This is a genomic window from Haloferula sargassicola, from assembly GCF_040362925.1.
GTDB classification, from domain to species: Bacteria; Verrucomicrobiota; Verrucomicrobiia; order Verrucomicrobiales; family Akkermansiaceae; genus Haloferula; species Haloferula sargassicola.
In genome coordinates this window covers 94,289-113,696 of record NZ_BAABRI010000018.1, presented here as the reverse complement: position 1 = coordinate 113,696, position 19,408 = coordinate 94,289, and the positions used below count along the sequence as shown (strand labels likewise).

Below are 19,408 nucleotides of genomic sequence, written 5' to 3'. Positions count from 1 at the left end.
CTCCTTTTGAAAAAGTGGTGGGCAGAGAAGGATTCGAACCTTCGTAGGCTCACGCCAGCAGATTTACAGTCTGCCCCATTTGACCGCTCTGGTATCTGCCCTTTTCCCGGTCGGGGCCGGAGGTCTAGGGGGCGCTCAGGGCATTTGCAAGGGGAAAACAGAACGTCGATGGCAGGTTTTTTCAGAGGTCGCCGCTCAGGCATCCGGGCCCCAGTAGCGGGAGACCAGATCATCGATCATGAGGAAACGCTGACCCTGCTGGTTTTGCGAACTCGAGAGTTCGAGGACGACCGGAATGCCCACGCCCCGCATCAGCTGCTGGAAAAGCGGATCGTCGGCATCGTCGCCGTTTTTAAAAACGGCCGCCAGCTTGGACTCCACGGGCGATCCTTTTTTGACGAAGGCCCCGTAGCTGCGGCCCTCGATGGGGGCCGTCAGCTGATAGGCGGAGAAGCCGTTGTCGGTGGCCGCGCCGGGTTTGACGAACACGTGGAAAACCCCCTCGTCGCCCCGGGTGCCGGCGGCGAAGTGATAGAAGGCGTCGTCGTGAAATTCCCGGAACATGTCCCAGTCGATCCGCCACTCATCCCCTTGCTGGAAAAGCGTTACCGGAAAGCCCTGCGAGAGCGTCGGGGTGGTGACGATATACTGGTGCAAGCCGGGGGCGGTGGTGGGCCCGCCGATTCCGGTGTAGGCGATGGGGCCGTCTCCGGACTCCTCGGCATGGGCTTTCATGCGGTCGAGGACGCCGGGCGAATCGAGGACGTGCTCGGCACGATCCTCCCAGTGGGTGGCGTCGAGAAATGCTTCGAGCTCGGCGCGTGAGGCGCCGGACCCGGGCGGCGGAGCCGGGACCCCGGAACGGGCCGGCTTTTCCGCAGGATCGCTGGCCGGAGAGGGGCCGGGCACCGCGGGCTCCGGGGCGGACGGAGGAGCGGGCGTGGCGGCGATCGGGGCTGCCATCGGCTGCCCGGCAGGCACGGCCGCAGGCTGGTGAAACACCGGCCCGGCGAGGTTGCGGCCCTTGAGGGCGAGGATTTGGCCCGTCACCAGTCCGACGAGGAAAAACAGCAGGCTGGCCAACACCAACACCGCCCAGCGGAGCCGGCCCATGGCGGGAAACTCCAAGGCGCTGCCGAAGCTGGAGCGGCGCGGGAAAGGAGCCGGGGCCTCGTGGCTGGAATCCGCCTCAAGACGGGGCTTGAAGCCGGCGAACGGCGAGGCCGGGGGGGCGGGAGCGGCCGGAGGAGGCGGCGAGGCTTGCGGGAAATCGGGTCGCTGCGCTGCTGGCGGCTGGCTGGCCGGGGCGATGGTGAACATGCCGAAGCCCTCGGTTTGGGTAAGCCGGGCGACCGGGACCGGCTCGGCGGCCCGAGGAGCCATCCGCCACTCGTCGGCAGCAACCGCCTGCGGAACGGGCTGGGGCGCGGCCGCTGGAGCAGGCGCTGCCTGCACCCGGGGCGCGGCCGGGGGCGGCGGCGGCTCCGGCTGCGAAGCGGGTTCGGGCTCGGAAAACGGCGACGGAGGCGGCGGCGATGGCTCCAGAGGTTTCCTGAAGTAAGGACGCGGATCCCCGTCCGGAAGCGGTTCGGGCTCCGGCGGGGGAGGCGGGGGGATCGGCGCCGGGGCGAGGGCCTCGTAGCTGGCGGCAGGCGGAATGGATTCGGGCGGTGGAGGCGTGGCAAAGGGCTCCGGGGCCGGCGCTGCTTCTTCGCGGAGGCCCTGCGGAGGCCCGGGAAACGGGCGGAACGGATCCTGTCTCAGCGTCGGAGCCAGAATCAGCCGGCCGCACGAGGGGCAATGGCCGGAAGACCCCGCCGCCGCCGCGGGCATTGTGAGAAGGATTCGACAGATCGGACAATGAAACTGGATGACCTCCATGAACAAGGCGTGTGCTGTGTATGCAAGGCTGACAGATTCAAGGTCTTCTGTCGACCTTCAGGCCCATTGGATTTCCCGGATGTCGCGATGTGCCGCCCACGCGGAGAGATGGCCGGCAAGGCGCTCGTGGGAGGGCCGCCCGATGTGGAGCGCGGCGAGGCCCTCAAGAGCGCCGAAGGCGCGATGACCGGAAATCCTCACCTCCTGCGGCGGATGGCTGAGGCCGGTGCCAAGGCATTTGAGCGCCGCCTCCTTCGCCGTCCAAATGTGCATCAGGTAGTTGCCCCTTCGCGCTCCCTCCAGCCCCTCCGCGCCGGCGATTTCCTCGGGATGGCAGAACGCCTCCTCACACCCGATCAGGTCCAACCCACGGGCCGAGGGCTCGAGATCGACCCCGACCGGCCCCAAGTCCGACACCGCCAGCAGGCCCAGCGAATCGGCGTGGCTCAGATTGAAATGCAAGGCCGCTCCCCTCACGAACGGCTTGCCATGCTCGCCTTGAGCCCACTCGATCGGTTCGGAGGCGTGCGGCAGATATCCCGCCAGGATCCGGCGGGTCAGGGTGCGGAAGGCGGACCACCGCTCGGCGTCTTGCTGAAACACGAAGCGGTCCGCCTGCGCCCGCTCGGCGCGCGACAGCCCGGAGCGGGCCTCGTCGGGGGATATCGACCAAGGATCAAGAAGATGGAGAAAAAGCGGCATCGGACGGAGATGGGCAGGATTTGACAAAAAATCCGGCCTGGGTGTCAAAATTCGTAAAACTAGGCCCTACGGGATCGCGTGGGAGTGGGGTGGTGTATTTGATAACCATTTCATCATGAATAACAAAGGTGATGTTCAAGGGTATTTTTGGCGCGGCTGAAAATCTTGTAAAACCAAACTAAACAGTTAGTCTGCAGCCGCGATATCCCCCCTGGCATCGCTGTTTACCCACCCCTACCTCGCCAAGCATGTCCCACTCCCCGGCTGTACCGGTGCGCCTTAGCGCGACCTTCACCGCAGACTCGTTGGTCCCCATCCTCGGACACTGGTTTGCCTCGTTCGGCGTCAGCAGCACCGTCGAAACCACTCCTTTCCAGCAAGTGCTCCAGCAGCTGCTGGATCCCGCCAGTCCCCTTTCGACCAACCGCGGTGGCATCAACGTCCTGCTGGTCCGTGGACAGGACCTCGCCGTGGACCAGCCGACCCGCGGCCGCTCGGCCGCGCGCGAGGTCGGGGCCGCGCTGGCCGAGTCGATCGCCCGCGATGGCATCCGCACGTTGGTGGTCGCCTGTCCGTGTCGCGAATCCGGCGAGGCCGAAAAGGTCTTTTTCAATGAACTCCGCGATCAGGTCGCGGAAGTGGCCGGGGCGGAATTCGTCAATGGCCATGAGGCGGTGGCCCTCTACGAAGTGAAGGAGGTTTTTGACGCCGAGTCCGAGCTCGCGGCCTCCGTTCCTTTCACCGACGCCATGTTCAAGGCGCTGGGCACGATGATCGCCCGCCAGGTGCTGGCCGGTCTGCGCAAGCCGATCAAGGTCATCGCCGTCGATGCTGATCACACCCTGTGGTCCGGCGTGGTCGGCGAAGTCGGAGCGAAGGGCGTCGAGATCGGTCCCGGGCGCAGGGCGTTCCAGCAGTTCCTCATGGAGTGCCGCGGGCAGGGCCACCTGCTGTGCCTCGTTTCAAAAAACCATCCCGATGATGTCGAGGCCGTGTTCCGGGAAAACCCGGGCGTCATGATGCCGCGCGAGGCTTTCATCGATGCGATGGTCAACTGGGATCCGAAATCCGCCAATCTCCAGCGCCTCGCCGAGCGGCTCAACCTCGGGCTCGACTCATTCCTGTTCCTCGATGACAGCCCGGCGGAGATCGCCGAGGTCTCCGCCAACGCACCCTCCGTGCTCGCCGTCCGTGTGCCGGAAAACGAGGCGGAGCTGCCCGGCTTCCTGAAGCACCTGTGGGTGCTCGACCGCCACTCGGCCAGCGCCGAGGACGCCAAGAGGGCCGACTTTTACCACGACGAAGCCCGCCGCCGCGAACTGCGCGACCGCACCTCGAGCTACGAGGAATTCATCGCCGGCCTCGACCTGCGCATGGACATCGTGCCGCTCGATGAGGGCAACCTTTCCCGCGCCAGCCAGCTGACCCGGCGCACCAACCAGTTCAACTCCTGCCCGCGCCCGCGCGATGAAGCCGAACTTCGCGAGAGCTGCCGGGGCATGACCGGCAGGCTCATCGAGGTCAGCGACCGCTTCGGCGATTACGGCGCCGTCGGCCTCATGATTTTCCGCGAGGATGGTGGCCGCCTGTGGGCGGAAACCTTCCTCCTCAGCTGCCGCGCGCTCGGCAAGGGCGTCGAGCAGCGCATGCTCCGCTACCTCGGCGAGGTCGCGGCGGAGATGAAGCTTTCGGAAATCGCCATCTGGTTCAGCGACAGCGGCCGCAACCAGCCGGTGCGCGACTTTCTCGAAAGCCAGCCCGGACGCTGGGAGGACGAACTGCGGATCCTTGCCGGCAAGGATGCGCGCCAGTGTCCGCTCGTGCCCTCCGCCGTGGCAGGCGGATCGAAGCAAGCCATCGCCGGCGAGCCGGTGACCGATGCCGGTCACATTGCCGAGATCGCGCACACGCTGCGCACCGCCGAAGCCATCGGGAAATGGATGGCGCCGCCGGTTCAGCCGCGACCCGAGATCTCCGAGCGCTTCGTTTCGCCGCAAGGCGTGGTGGAGGAAAAAATCGCCGCCATCTGGGCCGGCGTGCTCAATGTCGAACAAGTCGGTCGCAAGGACCGCTTCGTTGACCTCGGCGGCAACTCGCTCCAGCTCGTCCGCGTCCACGCCCAGGTCCAGCGCGAGTTCGGCAAGCACTTCGAGCTCGTCCGCATGTTCGAGCACCCGACCGTGGAGGAGCAGGCGCTGCTCGTCGCCAGGAAGGAAACTACGGCGTCCGCCGTAGAAAAGGTCGCCGGGAAGTCGGACGACGATGCGCTGGCCATCGTCGGCATGGCCGTGCGCCTGCCCGGAGCCTCCTCGCCCGAAGAGCTATGGCAGAACCTGCGCAACGGCGTCGAATCGATCTCCACCTTCACCGCCGAGGACGAGGACGTCCCCGGACCGGCCGACGACCCGGCCTTCGTCCGCGCCCGCGGGTTGCTCGATCCCGAGCTCTACGAGGGCATTGATGGGGGCCTCTTCAGCATCCTGCCTCGCGAGGCCGAGATCATCGATCCCCAGCAACGCGTCTTCCTCGAGCTCTGCTGGGAGGCCTTCGAGCGCGCCGGCTACACGCCCGACAACGCCGAGGCCGAAGGCGGCCGCGTCGGCATCTACGCCGGCTGCTACTACGACACTTATCTTCCGCACAACGTTCTCTCCGACCCGGAAGTCCACCGCCGCCACCTCGCCGAGGCGCAGGTCGGTGCGCTGCAGGTCGAGTTCGGCAACGACAAGGACCACCTCGCCACCCGCGTCGCCTTCAAGCTCAACCTCAAGGGCCCGAGCCTCACCGTCCAGACCGCCTGCTCCAGCTCGCTGGTCGCCGTTTCCCACGCCGCGATGTCGCTGCGTGCCGGGCACTGCGACATGGCGCTCGCCGGCGGCGTGACCATCACCGTGCCGCAGAAGCGCGGTTATCATCATGAAAAGGGTGGCATGGTTTCCAGCGACGGACACTGCCGGCCCTTCGATGCCGAAAGCTCCGGCACCGTGTTCTCCAACGGCGCCGGCGTGGTCCTGCTCAAGCGCCTCAAGGACGCCGTCCGCGACGGCGACCACATCCACGCCGTGATCCGCGGCTACGGACTGAACAACGACGGCGGCAACAAGCACAGCTACGCCGCCCCGAGCGTCGATGGCCAGGCCGATGCGATCCGCCGCGCGCACCTCGATGCCGGCGTCGATCCGCGCACCATCTCCTACATCGAGGCCCACGGCACCGCCACGCCGCTCGGCGACCCGATCGAAATCGCCGGCCTCACCGCCGCCTTCCGCCACGGCACCCGCGACAACGGCTTCTGCGCCGTCGGCTCGCTCAAGTCGAACCTCGGCCACCTCGACACCGCCGCCGGCGTCTGCGGTCTCATCAAGACCGCCCTTTCCCTGGAACACGGCGAGCTGCCGCCGGTGCTTCATTTCCAAAATCCGAACCCGCGCATCGACTGGGCGAACTCGCCCTTCTTCGTCAACGACACGCTGCGCCCGTGGACCTCGGAAAACGGCAGCCCGCGCCGCGCCGGCGTGAGCTCCTTCGGCGTCGGCGGCACCAATGCCCACGTCATCCTCGAGGAGGCGCCGCGCGACATCACCCCGCGCGAGGAACCCGGCGGCCCGCGCCTGTGGGTCCTCTCCGGACGTACGGAAGCCGCCGTAGATCAGCTCGCCGGCAAGCTCGCCGCCTTCGCGGAAAACGGCAGCTCCGAGAGCTTCGCCGCCGCCGCCCGCACCATGTCGCTCGGCCGCAAGGCGATGGTCCAGCGCAGCGCCGTGGTCGCCCGCGACTGGGCATCGCTCGCCGCCGCCCTCAAGGACAACCGCCCGGCCCCGGTCGAGTCCGCCGCCACCGCGCCGGGCCTCGTCTGGATGTTCCCCGGCCAGGGTGCCCAGCATCCGGGCATGACCTCCGACCTCTACGAATCGGAGCCCGGCTACCGTGCCGACATCGATTTCTGCGCCGACTTCCTCAAGCCGCTGCTCGGCGAGGACCTCCGCGACACCCTCTTCGCCAAGGACGGCGACGCCGCCGAGCGCCTCAAGCACACCGTGCTCGCCCAGCCCGCGATCTTCGTCGTCGAATGGGCGCTCGCCCGCCAGTGGGCCCGCTGGGGCGTGCTGCCCGAGCTGATGCTCGGCCACAGCGTCGGCGAATTCACCGCCGCCTGCCTCGCCGGTGTGTTCTCGATCGAGGACGGCCTGCGCATCCTCGCCGCCCGCGGCGAGCTGATGGGCAGCATGCCCGGCGGTTCGATGCTCTCCGTCCGCCTGCCCGCGGAAAAACTTCGCCCGCTGCTGCCGGAAAAAATCGACCTCGCCGCTGTCAACGGCCCGCAGCTCTGCGTCGTCGCCGGCGAGCGCGATGCCGTCGCTGAGTTCGCCGCCAGGATGGAAGTCGAGGGCGTCAACGTCCGCGAACTCCACACCTCGCACGCCTTCCACAGCTGGATGATGGACCCCGTCGTCGAGCGCTTCCGCAAGGTGATCGAGAGCGTGAAACTCCACCCGCCGCGGATGACGATCCTCTCGACCGTCACCGTCGGGAAGCTCACCGACGACCAGGCCACCGACCCCGACTACTGGGCGTCGCATCTCCGGCAGACCGTTGATTTCCACGGAGCCGTCGCTGCTGCTGCCGCGGAGAAGGAAGGCCGCCTTTATCTCGAAGTCGGCCCCGGCCAGACGCTGACCACGCTTTCCCGCCAAACTGCCGGCCGGGCCGGAAAAGGCTACGTCGCCAGCTGCAACCACCCGGCTTCCGACGCGCCGGATCACGACCGGCTCCTCCTCGCCGCCGGCGAGCTGTGGTCGCACGGCCTGCCGATCGACCTCGCCCGCTTCCACGCCGACGCCCCCGCGCAGCGCGTCCCGCTGCCGACCTATCCCTTCCAGCGTCGGCGCGCGTGGCTCGAATGCCGCCTGCTCGACCGCCCCGTCGAGCGCCTTGCCCCGCTGCCCAAGTCCGAGACCGTCAGCGACATCGCCCTGCCCGCCGCCGCGCCGGCCGCGAGCATGCTCGACCAGGTCCGCGAAGTCCTCGAGGGCCTGTCCGGCATTCCGGTCGAGGAAATGGAGCCGCGCATGAGCTTCCTCGAACTCGGTTTCGACTCCCTGCTTCTCACCCAGGCCGCCCGCGAACTGCAGAAGACCTTCGGCATCCCGATCGCCTTCCGCGACCTGATGCAGAACTTCCCGACGCTCGCCCAACTCACCGAGCACCTCGAGAAAAACGCCACGACGTCGAATGTAGTTGCGCGCGCAACTACTTCCGCCGCCACCGCGCCGGTGGTGATGCAGCCGGCGGCGGCCGCAGTGGCGGAGCAGGCAGCAGGTGGCGTTGGTGCCTCCTCTGCCGGGCCTGTCGACATGCTCGGCCGCGTGCGCGAGGTGCTGGAGGGACTCTCCGGCATCCCGGCTGAGGAAATGCAGCCGCGTTCGAACTTCCTCGAGCTCGGCTTCGACTCCCTGCTTCTCACTCAGGCCGCGCGCGAACTGCAGAAGGCCTTCGGCGTGCCGATCGCCTTCCGCGACCTGATGCAGACCTACCCGACCGTCGGCCAACTCGTCGATTTCCTGGAAAAGAACGCCACCACCCCGGCCGCAGTCAGCGCCACGACGGGCAGTGGGGCGAATGTAGTTGCGCACGCAACTACGTCTCCTGCCGTAGGAAATGGAGCGGCGGCAGGATCAGGGCCGGCTCCGTCGCAGGCTCTGGCGCAGGCGCCCGGAGCGGCGGCGTCGGAAGGCCCCGAGGAGGAGTCCGGTGTTTCCGGGCCGCGGACGCGCATCGACCGCGTGCGCACCGGCGATGAACTCACGCCGCCGCAGCGCGCGCACCTGGAGCAGTTGATCGTCGAATACTGCGAGCGGACGAAGACCTCGAAGGCGAAGACCCAGGAGTATCGCCCGTGGCACGCCGACCCGCGGACGGTCAATGGCTTCAACCGTCTCTACAAGGAGATGGTCTATCAGATTGTGGCCACCCGGATGAAGGGCTGCAAGATGTGGGACGTCGATGGCAACGAATACATCGACATGGTCAACGGCTTCGGCCCGAACTTCCTCGGTCACGCGCCGGACTACGTCACCGAGGCGATCCAGGAAGCGCTCGCCACCGGTCTTGAAATCGGCCCGCAGTGCGAGGCGGCGATGGAGACCTCGAAGCTGTTCTGCGAGGTGACCGGCAACGACCGCGTGTGTTTCCTCAACACCGGTTCGGAGGCGGTGCAAGCCGCGATGCGGATCGCGCGCACGGTCACCGGGCGCGACAAGATCCTCGTCTTCGATAAGGACTACCACGGCAACTTTGACCCAGTACTGGTGCGCTCGGTCGGGAAGGGCGCGCGTCGTCGGACGTTGCCGCTCGCGCCGGGGATTCCGGACAACGCGGTGCAGGACGTGATCGTGGTGCCGTGGGGCAAGCCCGAGGCGCTCGACATGATCCGCGAGGTGGCCGACCAGCTCGCCGCGGTGCTGGTCGAGCCGGTGCAGAGCCGCCAGCCGGAGCTGATCCCGATCGAGTTCGTCCACGAGGTGAAGAAGATCTCGGAGGAAAAGGGTTTCCTGCTGGTCTTCGACGAAGTCATCACCGGCATCCGCCAGGGTCCGGGCGGCTCGCAGGCCCTCTACGGCATCCGCGCCGACCTCGCCACCTACGGCAAGGTTTTCGGCGGCGGTGCTTTGCCGATCGGCATCATCGGCGGCAAGGCGAAGTACATGGATACCTTCGACGGCGGCCAGTGGCAGTACGGCGATGACAGTTTCCCGGAAAAGGAAGTGACTTTCTTCGCCGGCACCTTCGTCCGCCTGCCGCTCGCGATGGCCGCGTGCCGCGCGGTGCTGAAGCACGTAAAGTCCCAGCCAAAGGAATACTGGGAGGACATCGGCAAGCGCGCCGACCGCCTCGCGCGGACGGTCGACCGGATGTTCCGCGACCACGGCATCGACGTGCGGATGGTGAACTTCAACTCGCAGATGTATCTGCGCGTCGGCGACGGCGAAAAGCACGGCAACCTGATCTACTATCACCTTCGTAAGCGCGGCGTGTTCGCGATGGAGGGCCTGCCCTTCTACCTGACCGCGGCGCACACGGATGCGGATGTCGATTTCGTAATCAACGCCTTCCGGGAAACGATCGCCGCGCTCCAGGACGGCGGCTTTTTCCCGCGGCTCTCGGTTTCCACCGAAACGGAGGCCGCCCCCGGCGTGCGAGGACCGTTCCCAATGACCGAGCCGATGTCCGAGCTGTGGCTCGCGTCGCTGCTTGGCGATGAGGCGAACCTCGCCTTCAACGAAATGCTCCAGCTGCGGCTGGAGGGCGGGATCGACCTGGCTGCGACGCGCAAGGCGCTGCAGGATCTGGTCGATCGCCACGACGCGCTGCGCCTGCGGGTGCCGGGTCGCGAGGCGCCACAGTTCGTGGTCGATGCCCAGCAGGAGGTGTGCGTGATCGAGAAGGATTTCCGCGGTTCGGAAAACCTGGAAAGCGCCGAGTCGAAGCTGGTCGAGGCCGGTCTTGAGCAACGCGAAAGCGCCTTCGATCTGGCGACGGGACCGCTCTTCCGGGTGGTCGTGGCGCGCTTGCGCGATGACCTGACGGTGCTGCAGTTCGTGGCGCACCACATCGCCGCCGATGGCTGGTCCTTCGAGGTCCTGATGAAAGACTTCAAGGTTTGCTACGAAGCGCGCAAGGCGGGCATGAAGCCGATCCTCAAGGCGGCGCCGTCGATCGTCGATCGCGCGCTGCGCGAGCACCAGCAGGGTGGGGGCGATGAGGTCTCGCTGAACTGGTGGAAGGAACGTTTCGCCGAAGGCGTGACCGAGGCCGAGCTGCCGCTCAACAAGCCCTACGGCTCGACGCCGGTGTATCGCTCCGCGACCTGCGAGCTGAAGCTCGATCAGGCGGTCGCATCCCGTTTCAAGGAACTGGCGCGCAAGTGCGGAGCCACGCTGAACAGCACGCTGCTGGCGGGCTTCGAGGCGCTGGTGCACCGGCTGACCGACCAGGAGAAGTTCGTCCTGACCTTCCCGTCGGCGGGGCAGATGACCTCGGGCGAGGAGTCGCTCGTCGGCCACTGCGTGAACTTCCTGCCGCTGCCGGCGGAGGTCGACAAGGATGGCTCGTTCAAGGAACTCGTGGCGAAGGCGTCGTCGGCCCAGCTCGACGTGCTGGAGCATGGCGAGGTGACCTACGGCGAGCTGCTGCGCACGCTGAAGCTCGGTCGCGACGGCGGCCGCCGGCCGATGATGGAGCTGATCTTCAACCTCGAGCCCTCGGGCGATCCCGGCTACGTCGGCAACCTGCGGGCGAAGGTGGAGACCGTGCCCGCGCGCTACAGCAACTCGACGATCTTCCTCAACCTGATGATCATGCCGGACGGCTTGCTACTGTCCTCGACGTACAACAACGAGTTGATCGACGAGGGGACGATGCTGAGCTGGCTGGAGTGCCTGCGCGAACTGCTGCTCGATGCGGCGGAGGATCCGATCAAGCCGGTTGGCATGCTGAACCTGCTTTCACCCGAATCGGCCCGCAAGATCGAGTCGTGGGGCAATGGCGGCGGCAGTCTCCCGGCGCAGTCGGTTTCCGATCGCTTCCGCCGCATTGCGGAAATGCACGGCGGTCGGAGGGCGCTCGACTGGGAGGGCGGGGAGATGAGTTACCGTGACCTGGCGGCACGTGTTTCCGGCCTGGCCAACGCGCTGACCGAGCGAGGCGTGAAAGCGGGCGACCGGGTGGGCATCCATCTTGAGCGCAGCCCGGAGCTGATCATTTCCATCCTCGCCGTGCTGGAGGCCGGGGCTTGCTACGTGCCCGTCGATTCCGGCTTCCCGGCGGACCGGCGCAAGGCGGTCTTCGAGCAGTGCGGGGTCGGGCTTGTGTTGAGCTCTTCCACGGAAGCGGGCCTGGCGACGTTTGATCCGAAGTCAATCGGCACCGGTCCGGCCAATCCCGCCTATCGCGAGGCCAGCGATCCGGCTTACGTGATGTTCACCTCCGGTTCGACCGGTGAGGCGAAGGGCGTCGTGGTTCCGCACTCGGGCATCATGCGTCTGGTCACGGACACGGGGTACTGCCGCTTCTCGCCCGATGAAACCTTCCTGCAAGCCGCCACGGTGGCCTTCGACGCCTCGACCTTCGAGATCTTCGGCGCGCTGCTCAACGGAGGCCGGCTGGTGCTTTTGAAGCCCGGCGAGGCCTCGCTCGACGACATCGCTGCGGCGATCCGTGACAAGGGCGTGAGCACGGCCTGGTTCACGGCCGGCTTGTTCGAGCTGATGGTCGACGAGCATCTTGAGGCGCTGAGCGGGCTGCGCCAGCTGCTTGCGGGAGGTGATGTGCTTTCGGTGCCGCACGTGCGCCGTGCCTACGAGGCGCTTCCGGGAACGCGGTTGATCAATGGCTACGGTCCGACGGAAAACACGACCTTCACCACCACCCGCACGATCGGCGAGTCGGACCTGAACGGTCAGTCGATTTCGATCGGGCACCCGGTTTCCAGCACCTTCGTCGATATCGTGGATGCCTCGGGCCGTCCGGTGCCGGTCGGCTTCGCCGGCGAGCTGCGCTGCGGGGGGGCGGGCCTGGCCTTGGGCTACATCGGCCGCGTTGACCTGACCGCCGCGCGTTTCATCGAGACGCCGCGGGGCCGGATGTATCGCACCGGCGATCTCTGCCGCTGGCGCGCCGATGGCCGGATTCAGTTCATCGGGCGCAAGGATCATCAGGTGAAGGTCCGGGGTTTCCGCATCGAACTGGCGGAGATCGAGGCCTGCCTGCAGGCCTATCCCGGCGTCCGACAGTGCGAGGTGGCCGTGCGCGGTGACGGGGCGGCCGGGAAACGCCTGCTCGCCTGGTATTCCGCGGCCGGTTCGGTGGAGGAGGCAGGGGTGAACCGCTGGCTGGAGGAGCGCCTTCCCGGCTTCATGGTGCCGGATCGGGTGATGCGTCTCGACGCGCTGCCGGTGAATGCCAACGGCAAGATCGATACCGCCGCCTTGCCCGAGCCGGGGGCGGTGCGGCTCGTTTCCAGCACGGGGCCGGAGGGCGAGACCGAACGCCGCCTGGCCGCAGTCTGGAGGGAAATCCTCGGCGTTGGCGAGGTCGGCCGCCACGATGACTTCTTCGAGCTCGGCGGAAACTCGCTGGGCGGGCTGCGGATGTTCGCGCGGATTCATCGCGAGTTCGGCGCCATGCTGCCGTTGGCGACGCTGCTCAGGGCCCGGACCGTGTCCGCGCTGGCCCTGGCGATCGATGAGTCGGTGAATTCCCACGATCCGGCGGCTCCGGCCCAGAGCGACCATCTGGCCGTCATCCAGCCTGAAGGCACGGCGGCCCCGCTGTATGCGATCCATGGAGGCGATGGCGGCATTCTCTTCTATCGCGAGCTGGCCGAGCGCCTGCCGAAGGACCGTCCGTTCATGGCCATCGAGTCGCCCGACCTGGGCCGCGATGAGGACATCGACGTGGGCACGATCGAGGAGACCGCCGCCCGCTATGTGGAAATGCTGCGCGCCGACCGGCCGCACGGGCCCTACCTGCTGGCAGGCTACTCCTACGGCGGTGTGGTGGCTTACGAAATGGCCCGCCAGCTGGTGAATGCCGGCGAGGATGTGCCTTTCCTCGGCGTCTTCGATACGCTCAATCCCGCGGCCGACATCCGGCCCTACGCGCTGACCGAGCGGGTCTCCGTTTATTGGAATGCCCGCCAGGACCTGTCGCTCGGCGAACGGATCCTCAAGCTGGCCGGACGTTTCAAGGATGGAGTGGAAACCCACCTGCGGGTGAAGTCCGAGTCCGCCGCGGCTCACAAGGTCACCCATGCGGCCGCCCACTCCGAGCAACGCGCGGTGCTGCTGCGCGAGGCTCACGAGGCGGCGATGGACGCCTATCGGCCCGGGCATTTCCACGGCCGGATGCACGTCTTCCGCGCGGCCGAGGTGAACGACAAGTTCGAGGTTCCCGGCGACTATGGCTGGGGCGAGTTGGTGGATGACTTGGAAATGATCGACGTCCCCGGCGAGCACCTGACCTTGTTCGAGGAGGGCCACGTGGCCCCGCTGGCCGATCATTTCAGCCGCAGCCTGAACTCATCGCTCGGCCGCCGGCTGAGCCGTCCGTAATCGTCTCGATCTCAAGAATGCTGATTTTCCCGTAACTCGTTGGCATTGAACAAAAGCTGATTCCCTGATAGAACCCGACCCCCCGGTGAGATTTCCCTTTCCATCCGGATCCGCACGGATCCCGGCACGGACTGCCTGCCTTTTGATAGGGCTGGCCGCTCCGGCGCGGGCCCAGCAGTCGCTGGACAATCTCGTGGAATACCAGCCCGCGGTGACCGAGCCGGCGGCGGCGGTGGATCAACGGGTCGAGGCTGCGGTCGGCGAGCCGCTCTATCTGCCGCCGCGGGAAATCGAGCCGCCACCCGACCCGACCGATCAGGGCTGGGACATCGGCGTCCAGCTGGGTGCCGCCTACAACGACAATATTTTTCTCAGCCGGACCAGCCCGGAGTCCGACGTGATCGTCCGCGTGACGCCGAAGATCGGATGGGTGAATGGCCGCGAGGGCGGGGAGGGAGGATACCTCTCGATCATCTATCGACCCTCGGGGGTGATTTATCTCGATCACGGCAGCGAGAACCGGATCGACCACGAACTGGTGGTGGCGGCCAGCTACGAGGGACGTCGTACCGGGGTTGCCTACAAGGGCGGCTTTCGTCGCCTCGGCGATCCTCAGTCGGAACTCGGAGGACTGAATTCCGATCGCACCGAATACGCCAACGAGATCCGTCTGATCTGGCGGCCGAAGGAGAAGATCGGCGTCCAGGTCGCCGCCGGGCAGACCACGCAGGACTACGACCAGGCGGTCCTGACCGATGCGGATTCCTCCTACTTCGAGGCGGGTCTGGAATATGCCTACTCGCCGAAAACCCGGTTTCTGGTGGCCTATCGGAACGGCCGGACGGAGATCGATCGCGCGCCGAAGCAGACCTTCCAGCAGGCCACCGTGCAGATGATCTGGCAGCCGCGGGAAAAGTGGAAGGTGAACCTGCGGGCGGGGATCGAGAGCCGGGACTACGTGCAGGGTGGCGACACCTACGGCGTCTTCGACGGCAGGGTCGAGTGGGCGGCGCGGGCCGGCACGTCCTTGTTCGTGGCGGGCTACCGGCGTGAGGATGTTTCGGCGGTGTTCGCCGGGCAGAATATGGAGGTTCTCGGGGTCAGTGCCGGCCTCCGCCAGAAACTCGGCGAGCATTGGGTCGCCACGCTGGAAGGCGGCTACGAAAGCTCGGACTACAAGCGGGTGGCGGGCACCGGCGCGGCGAACCGGAGTGATGAAGTGATTTTCGTGCGGCCGGCGCTGGAATACTCGGTGACCGACGATTTCCGGGTGGGCGCCTTTTATCGCTATGAGCGGAACTCGTCGAACAACGTGGCGTTCGGCTACGACAACCACCAACTGGGAGTGGATCTGGAGTATGAATTCTAGGATGCAGATGATGATGCGGGCCTGGCTGGCCTGGCTGATGGTGATCGCCCCCGCGGCGGCCCAGGAGGCCTCGTCCGGCCGGATCGGCAGCCGCGACAGCGTGGAGATCCGGGTTTTCCGCGAGGACGACCTGACCACCCGCGGGCAGCTCTCCACCAAGGGTGAGATCGAAATGCCGCTGATCGGCGCGGTGCGGCTGGCAGGCATGACGACGACCGACGCCGCACGGGCGATCGAGGCCAAGCTGCACGATGGCTATCTGGTGAAACCCGAGGTCACCGTGGCGATCACCGCGCGGGTGCGCAAAACGGTGACCGTGCTCGGCCAGGCCCAGCGGCCCGGCGTGTTCCAGCTCGATCCGAACCGCGAGCTGACGATCGTTGAGGCGATCGGCCTGGCGGGTGGCATGACGCGGATCGCCAACTCCAAGAAGATTACCCTCAAGCGCAAGGGCTCGGCCAAGCCAATCCGGGTCAACGTCCGCGCCATCACCGCCGGCGAGGCCCGCGACATTCCCTTGCGGGACGGCGATGTCATCACCATTCCCGAGAGCATATTCTGACCCGCCTGCATGAGTCACCCCCTGTCACGACCAGAATCCCATCCACCTTCGACGGCCCTCGGCCCGCCGGGCGGGACGGATCCGACCTTTTTCCTGCCCAAGGTGGAGGTGTCGCGGATCGGTGGCTTCCTCAAGCGCTGGTCATGGATTCCGCTGCTGCTGGCGATCCTCGGCGGCGTCGCGGGCTGGTATGTGGCGAAGCGCGCGACGAAGTACTATATTTCCCATGGATCGGTCTATGTGAGCACGGAAGCTCCGAAGATCTCGGACATCCAGGCGGCCACGACGGAGGAATCGCGGGACCTCGAGCAGATGCAGTCGGTGGAGCAGGGGATGCTCTCGAACATGCTGTTGATGCGCGTGTCCGACCGGCTCGGGCTGGCCAAGGACCCGACCTTTGCGCCGGAGGCGACCAGCGACCAGCAGCGACTGAAGGTGCTGGAAGACCGGCTGACGGTGGTGCTCCGCCGCGGCACCCGGCTGATCGACATCACGGTCGAGGATCCGGATCCCGAGCGGGCCAAGAATCTCGTGGAGGCGGTGAAGGTGGAATATGAAACCCTGAGCGCCGAGCGGCAGGAGACGATCCTCGCGGAAATGATCGAGGGTCTCAATGCGGAGGAAAAAAGCCTCAAGTCGAAGGTCGATCGGTCCCAACAGGCGGTGCGGGATTTCCGCGAACAGCACCCGGTGCCGGGGCTCGACGGCGAGCCGGGGACGGGGACGGCGCGCGATGAGTTATCGATCCTCGGCAGCCAACTGACGGAGGCCAAGACCGAGCGCCTGAAGCTCGAGTCGGAGCGGGAGGCATTTTCGCGGCTGGATCCGCAGAATCCGGATGCCCTGGCCGGCCTGCCGGAAAGCGGGGCATCCAGCGAGGTGGTCGAACTCACCCGCGAGGTGCGGACCAAGAAGGCCGAGTTCGCCCGCGTCAAGGAGCGCTATCTTTATAAGCACCCCGAATACAAGCGGGCCGCGGCCGAGCTGGCGGAGACGAAGAAAAGCCTTCAGGCGGCCATGGTCACCGCAGCCGAGGCGATCGAGAAGCGCTACAAGATCGCGCTCGAAAACGAGGCCAAGCTCGAGCGTGAAGTGGCGAACTCCAAGACCACGGCCGTGGACGTGGAAGGGCTGCGCGAGGAATTCACCCAGTTGAAACGCAAGGCGGAGGACAACCTGGAGCAGCACCAGCAGGTGACCCGCCAGCTCCGCGAGGCGAACCTCGCGGGGTCTGTGCCGGCCTCGGTGCTGAGTTGGCGGGACCAGCCGACGGTTCCCGAAAAGCCGTCCCGCCCGCGCAAGGCTCTGATCATGGGGCTGGGGACCGCTCTGGCCTTCTTTTTCGGACTCTTCGTCGCGGCCGGCCTCGAGCTCGGCGACCGCAAGGTGAGAGGCGCCGCCAGCGCCATGCGGGCGACCGGCGTGCCGATGCTCGGCCAGCTGCCGAAAGGTGACGAACGTTCCGGTGCCGTGGTGCTTTCCGATCCGCGGTCTTCGCTGGCCGATGCGTTCCGCCGGTTGCGCGTGGTCCTTTCCCCGCGGGGTCCGGGCGACCGCCTGCAGTCGATTCTTTTCACCTCCGCCACCGCCGGGGAAGGCGCCTCGTTCTGTGCCGTGAACCACGCCGTCTCGCTGGCCTTGGAGGGCCATCGCACCTTGCTGGTCGATGCCGACCTGCGCACGCCCGGCATCAGCCGCGAACACCTCCGCGAGCGGGCCGGCCATCTGGGACTGGGAGGTTACCTCGAAGGGCGGGCGAGCGCGGCCGACGCCTGCGTCCGCACTGCGGTGCCGGCACTGTACCTGATTTCCTCCGGTGAGCTGCGCTCCGACGCGAGCGAATTGCTGTCGCGCACCCGCTTGGCCGCTTTGCTCGACGAGGCCGGCAACTGGTTCGACCGCGTGGTCATCGACGCGCCGTCGGTGCTCGGTTCGCCCGATGCGCAGACGGTGGCCCGCAGTGCGGACCGCACCTGTTTGGTGGTTGGCGAAGGAGGAAGCGATCGCGTGGAGCTTCGCGAGGCCGCCAAGCAACTCCGGGCTGCCGGTGCCAATCTGGTCGGCTTCATCTGGAATGAACACCCCGTCGGACGCGGCGATGCCCCTTCGTTGGCGGTGGTTCGTGAAGGACTCGGAAACCGCGGCAATGTTGATCTGATTGTTCCCCCTCCCCATCGTTCTTAACCTTGACAATTAAGACCTCTACGCGATCATGCGGGTCCCTTACCGCTTCTGCGGCGCGTAGACCGCTCCAAGCTGTCACCCCCCCCCACACCCCCCGAATGAATCCCACGACACCCCCCCGGTCGTGCGAAACTCCCGTATCTGCGGGAGACGCGCCTGAATTGCGGCAGCGTTTGTTTACGCTGCGTCACCGCCATCGTACTTGGATGGCGCACCAGAAGTTGGTCGCCCTGAGCTTCCTCGGCGATTCGTCCATCGTCATTTTCAGCCTCCTCTCGGCCTATCTGCTGCGTTTCGAGACCAGCGTGCGCGAAATGGGAGTGCTGGACCGCGCGATCGACATGCGCGACTACGCCGGGCACGTGTTGCTGGGCGCGGTGCTGATGGTTTTCCTGCTGACGAACTTCCGCGCCCACGATCCCCGCAATTTCCTGGCGATCCGCCGGACCTTGTTCGTGGTCTTCAAGTCGGTGGGCCTGTGGTTCGTGACCTTCCTCAGCCTGGCGTTGCTGTTGAAAATCGAGCCCCCGATCAGCCGGATGTATTGCGTGTTCGGTGCGGTTCTGGCCTGGGCATCCCTGAGCCTCTGGCGCTGGTTTCTCTACTGCCTGTTCCGCCGCGAGCCCATCGCCTCGGCGCTGCGGCAAAAGGTGGTCTTCGTGGGCTGGAACCCCGACTGCTCGCTGACCGCGGCCCGCTTTTCGGAAGGACGCTCGCACAATTTCCAGATCATCGGCCGGATCGCCACCGATCGCGAAGATCCCAGCGGTGACGACGTGCCGGTGCTCGGCCGCTTCACCGATGCCCGGCACCTGCTGCGCGAATCCGGCGCCGATGTCGTGATGGCGGTGGACACCGCGCTGGATCGTCACGAGATGCTCGAGCTGGCCGAGACCTGCGGCAAGGAGTTCATCGACTTCAAACTCGTCCCGAGCTGCTTTCAAGTGCTCGTTTCCGGACTCCAACTCGAAACCGTCCACGGCGTGCCGGTGCTGGGCGTCGGCCAGCTGCCGCTGCACCATGCGATGAACAACGCGCTGAAGCGCGCCACCGACATCGTGGGCGCGATCTTCGGGCTTATGGTTTTCACCCCGGTGATGGCGTGCTTCGCCGCCCTTGTTTACCTCGAAAGCCGCGGCCCGGTGATCTACCGGCAGCGCCGCATCGGCCTCAACGGCAAGCCTTTCGACATCCTCAAGATTCGCAGCATGAAGCTCGATGCCGAGGTCAACGGCGCCCCGGGCTGGACGGTTGCGGACGACCCGCGCCGGCTCAGGGTGGGTGCCTTGATGCGCGCTTGGAACATCGACGAGCTGCCGCAGTTCTGGAACGTCCTGCGGGGCGAGATGAGCCTGGTGGGTCCGCGCCCCGAGCGCCCCGAGCTGATCGAGGACTTCAAGGAGGACATCCGCCACTACAACATCCGCCACAACGTGAAGCCCGGTGTGACCGGATGGGCCCAGGTCAACGGCCTCCGCGGCGACACCTGCCTCCGCGAGCGGGTGAAGTTCGACCTCGACTACATCGAGAACTGGAACCTGCTGCTCGACGTGCAGATCATGTTTCTGACCTTCTTCAAGCGGAAAGGTGCCTGCTGAT

The 19,408-nt window shown here is 66.5% G+C and carries 7 protein-coding genes and 1 tRNA gene; 5 read left to right on the top strand and 3 right to left on the bottom strand.

Translation table 11 applies throughout. From position 1 onward, the window contains the following. Positions 1 to 15: 15 nt before the first annotated feature. The 3 genes from ABXH26_RS15545 to ABXH26_RS15535 form a co-directional block, all read right to left on the bottom strand. Positions 16 to 101: transfer RNA gene (locus tag ABXH26_RS15545), tRNA-Tyr, on the bottom strand. A gap of 94 nt (positions 102 to 195) precedes the next feature. Continuing rightward, entirely contained in the window at positions 196 to 1,383 is a 1,188-nt protein-coding gene (locus ABXH26_RS15540; RefSeq protein WP_353568012.1) for a hypothetical protein, read from the bottom strand. 555 nt (positions 1,384 to 1,938) lie between these two features. Further along, positions 1,939 to 2,583 (bottom strand): 4'-phosphopantetheinyl transferase family protein, encoded by a 645-nt coding sequence (locus ABXH26_RS15535; protein WP_353568011.1) that lies wholly within the window; start codon positions 2,581 to 2,583, stop codon positions 1,939 to 1,941. Between the two features lie 248 nt (positions 2,584 to 2,831). Here ABXH26_RS15535 and ABXH26_RS15530 point away from each other — a divergent pair, with 248 nt between their 5' ends. The 5 genes from ABXH26_RS15530 to ABXH26_RS15510 all read left to right on the top strand — a co-directional run bounded on the left by ABXH26_RS15530 (position 2,832) and on the right by ABXH26_RS15510 (position 19,407). Next, positions 2,832 to 13,694, top strand: coding sequence for a non-ribosomal peptide synthetase/type I polyketide synthase (locus tag ABXH26_RS15530; protein ID WP_353568010.1), 10,863 nt, complete (start codon positions 2,832 to 2,834; stop codon positions 13,692 to 13,694). A 193-nt stretch (positions 13,695 to 13,887) separates the two neighbouring features. After that, a complete protein-coding gene (locus tag ABXH26_RS15525; protein WP_353568009.1) occupies positions 13,888 to 15,063 on the top strand; it encodes an outer membrane beta-barrel protein in 1,176 nt (391 codons plus the stop codon). Then, positions 15,053 to 15,625, top strand: a complete 573-nt coding sequence (locus ABXH26_RS15520; RefSeq protein ID WP_353568008.1) for a polysaccharide biosynthesis/export family protein — start codon at positions 15,053 to 15,055, stop codon at positions 15,623 to 15,625. The genes ABXH26_RS15525 and ABXH26_RS15520 overlap by 11 nt, the downstream gene beginning before the upstream one ends. A 9-nt stretch (positions 15,626 to 15,634) precedes the next feature. Continuing rightward, a complete protein-coding gene (locus ABXH26_RS15515) occupies positions 15,635 to 17,809 on the top strand; it encodes a GumC family protein (protein ID WP_353568007.1) in 2,175 nt (724 codons plus the stop codon). Between the two features lie 206 nt (positions 17,810 to 18,015). Further along, the gene (locus ABXH26_RS15510; RefSeq protein WP_353568006.1) at positions 18,016 to 19,407 is read left to right on the top strand and encodes a sugar transferase; all 1,392 of its coding nucleotides are present in this window, start codon (positions 18,016 to 18,018) and stop codon (positions 19,405 to 19,407) included. Position 19,408 lies beyond the last annotated feature (1 nt).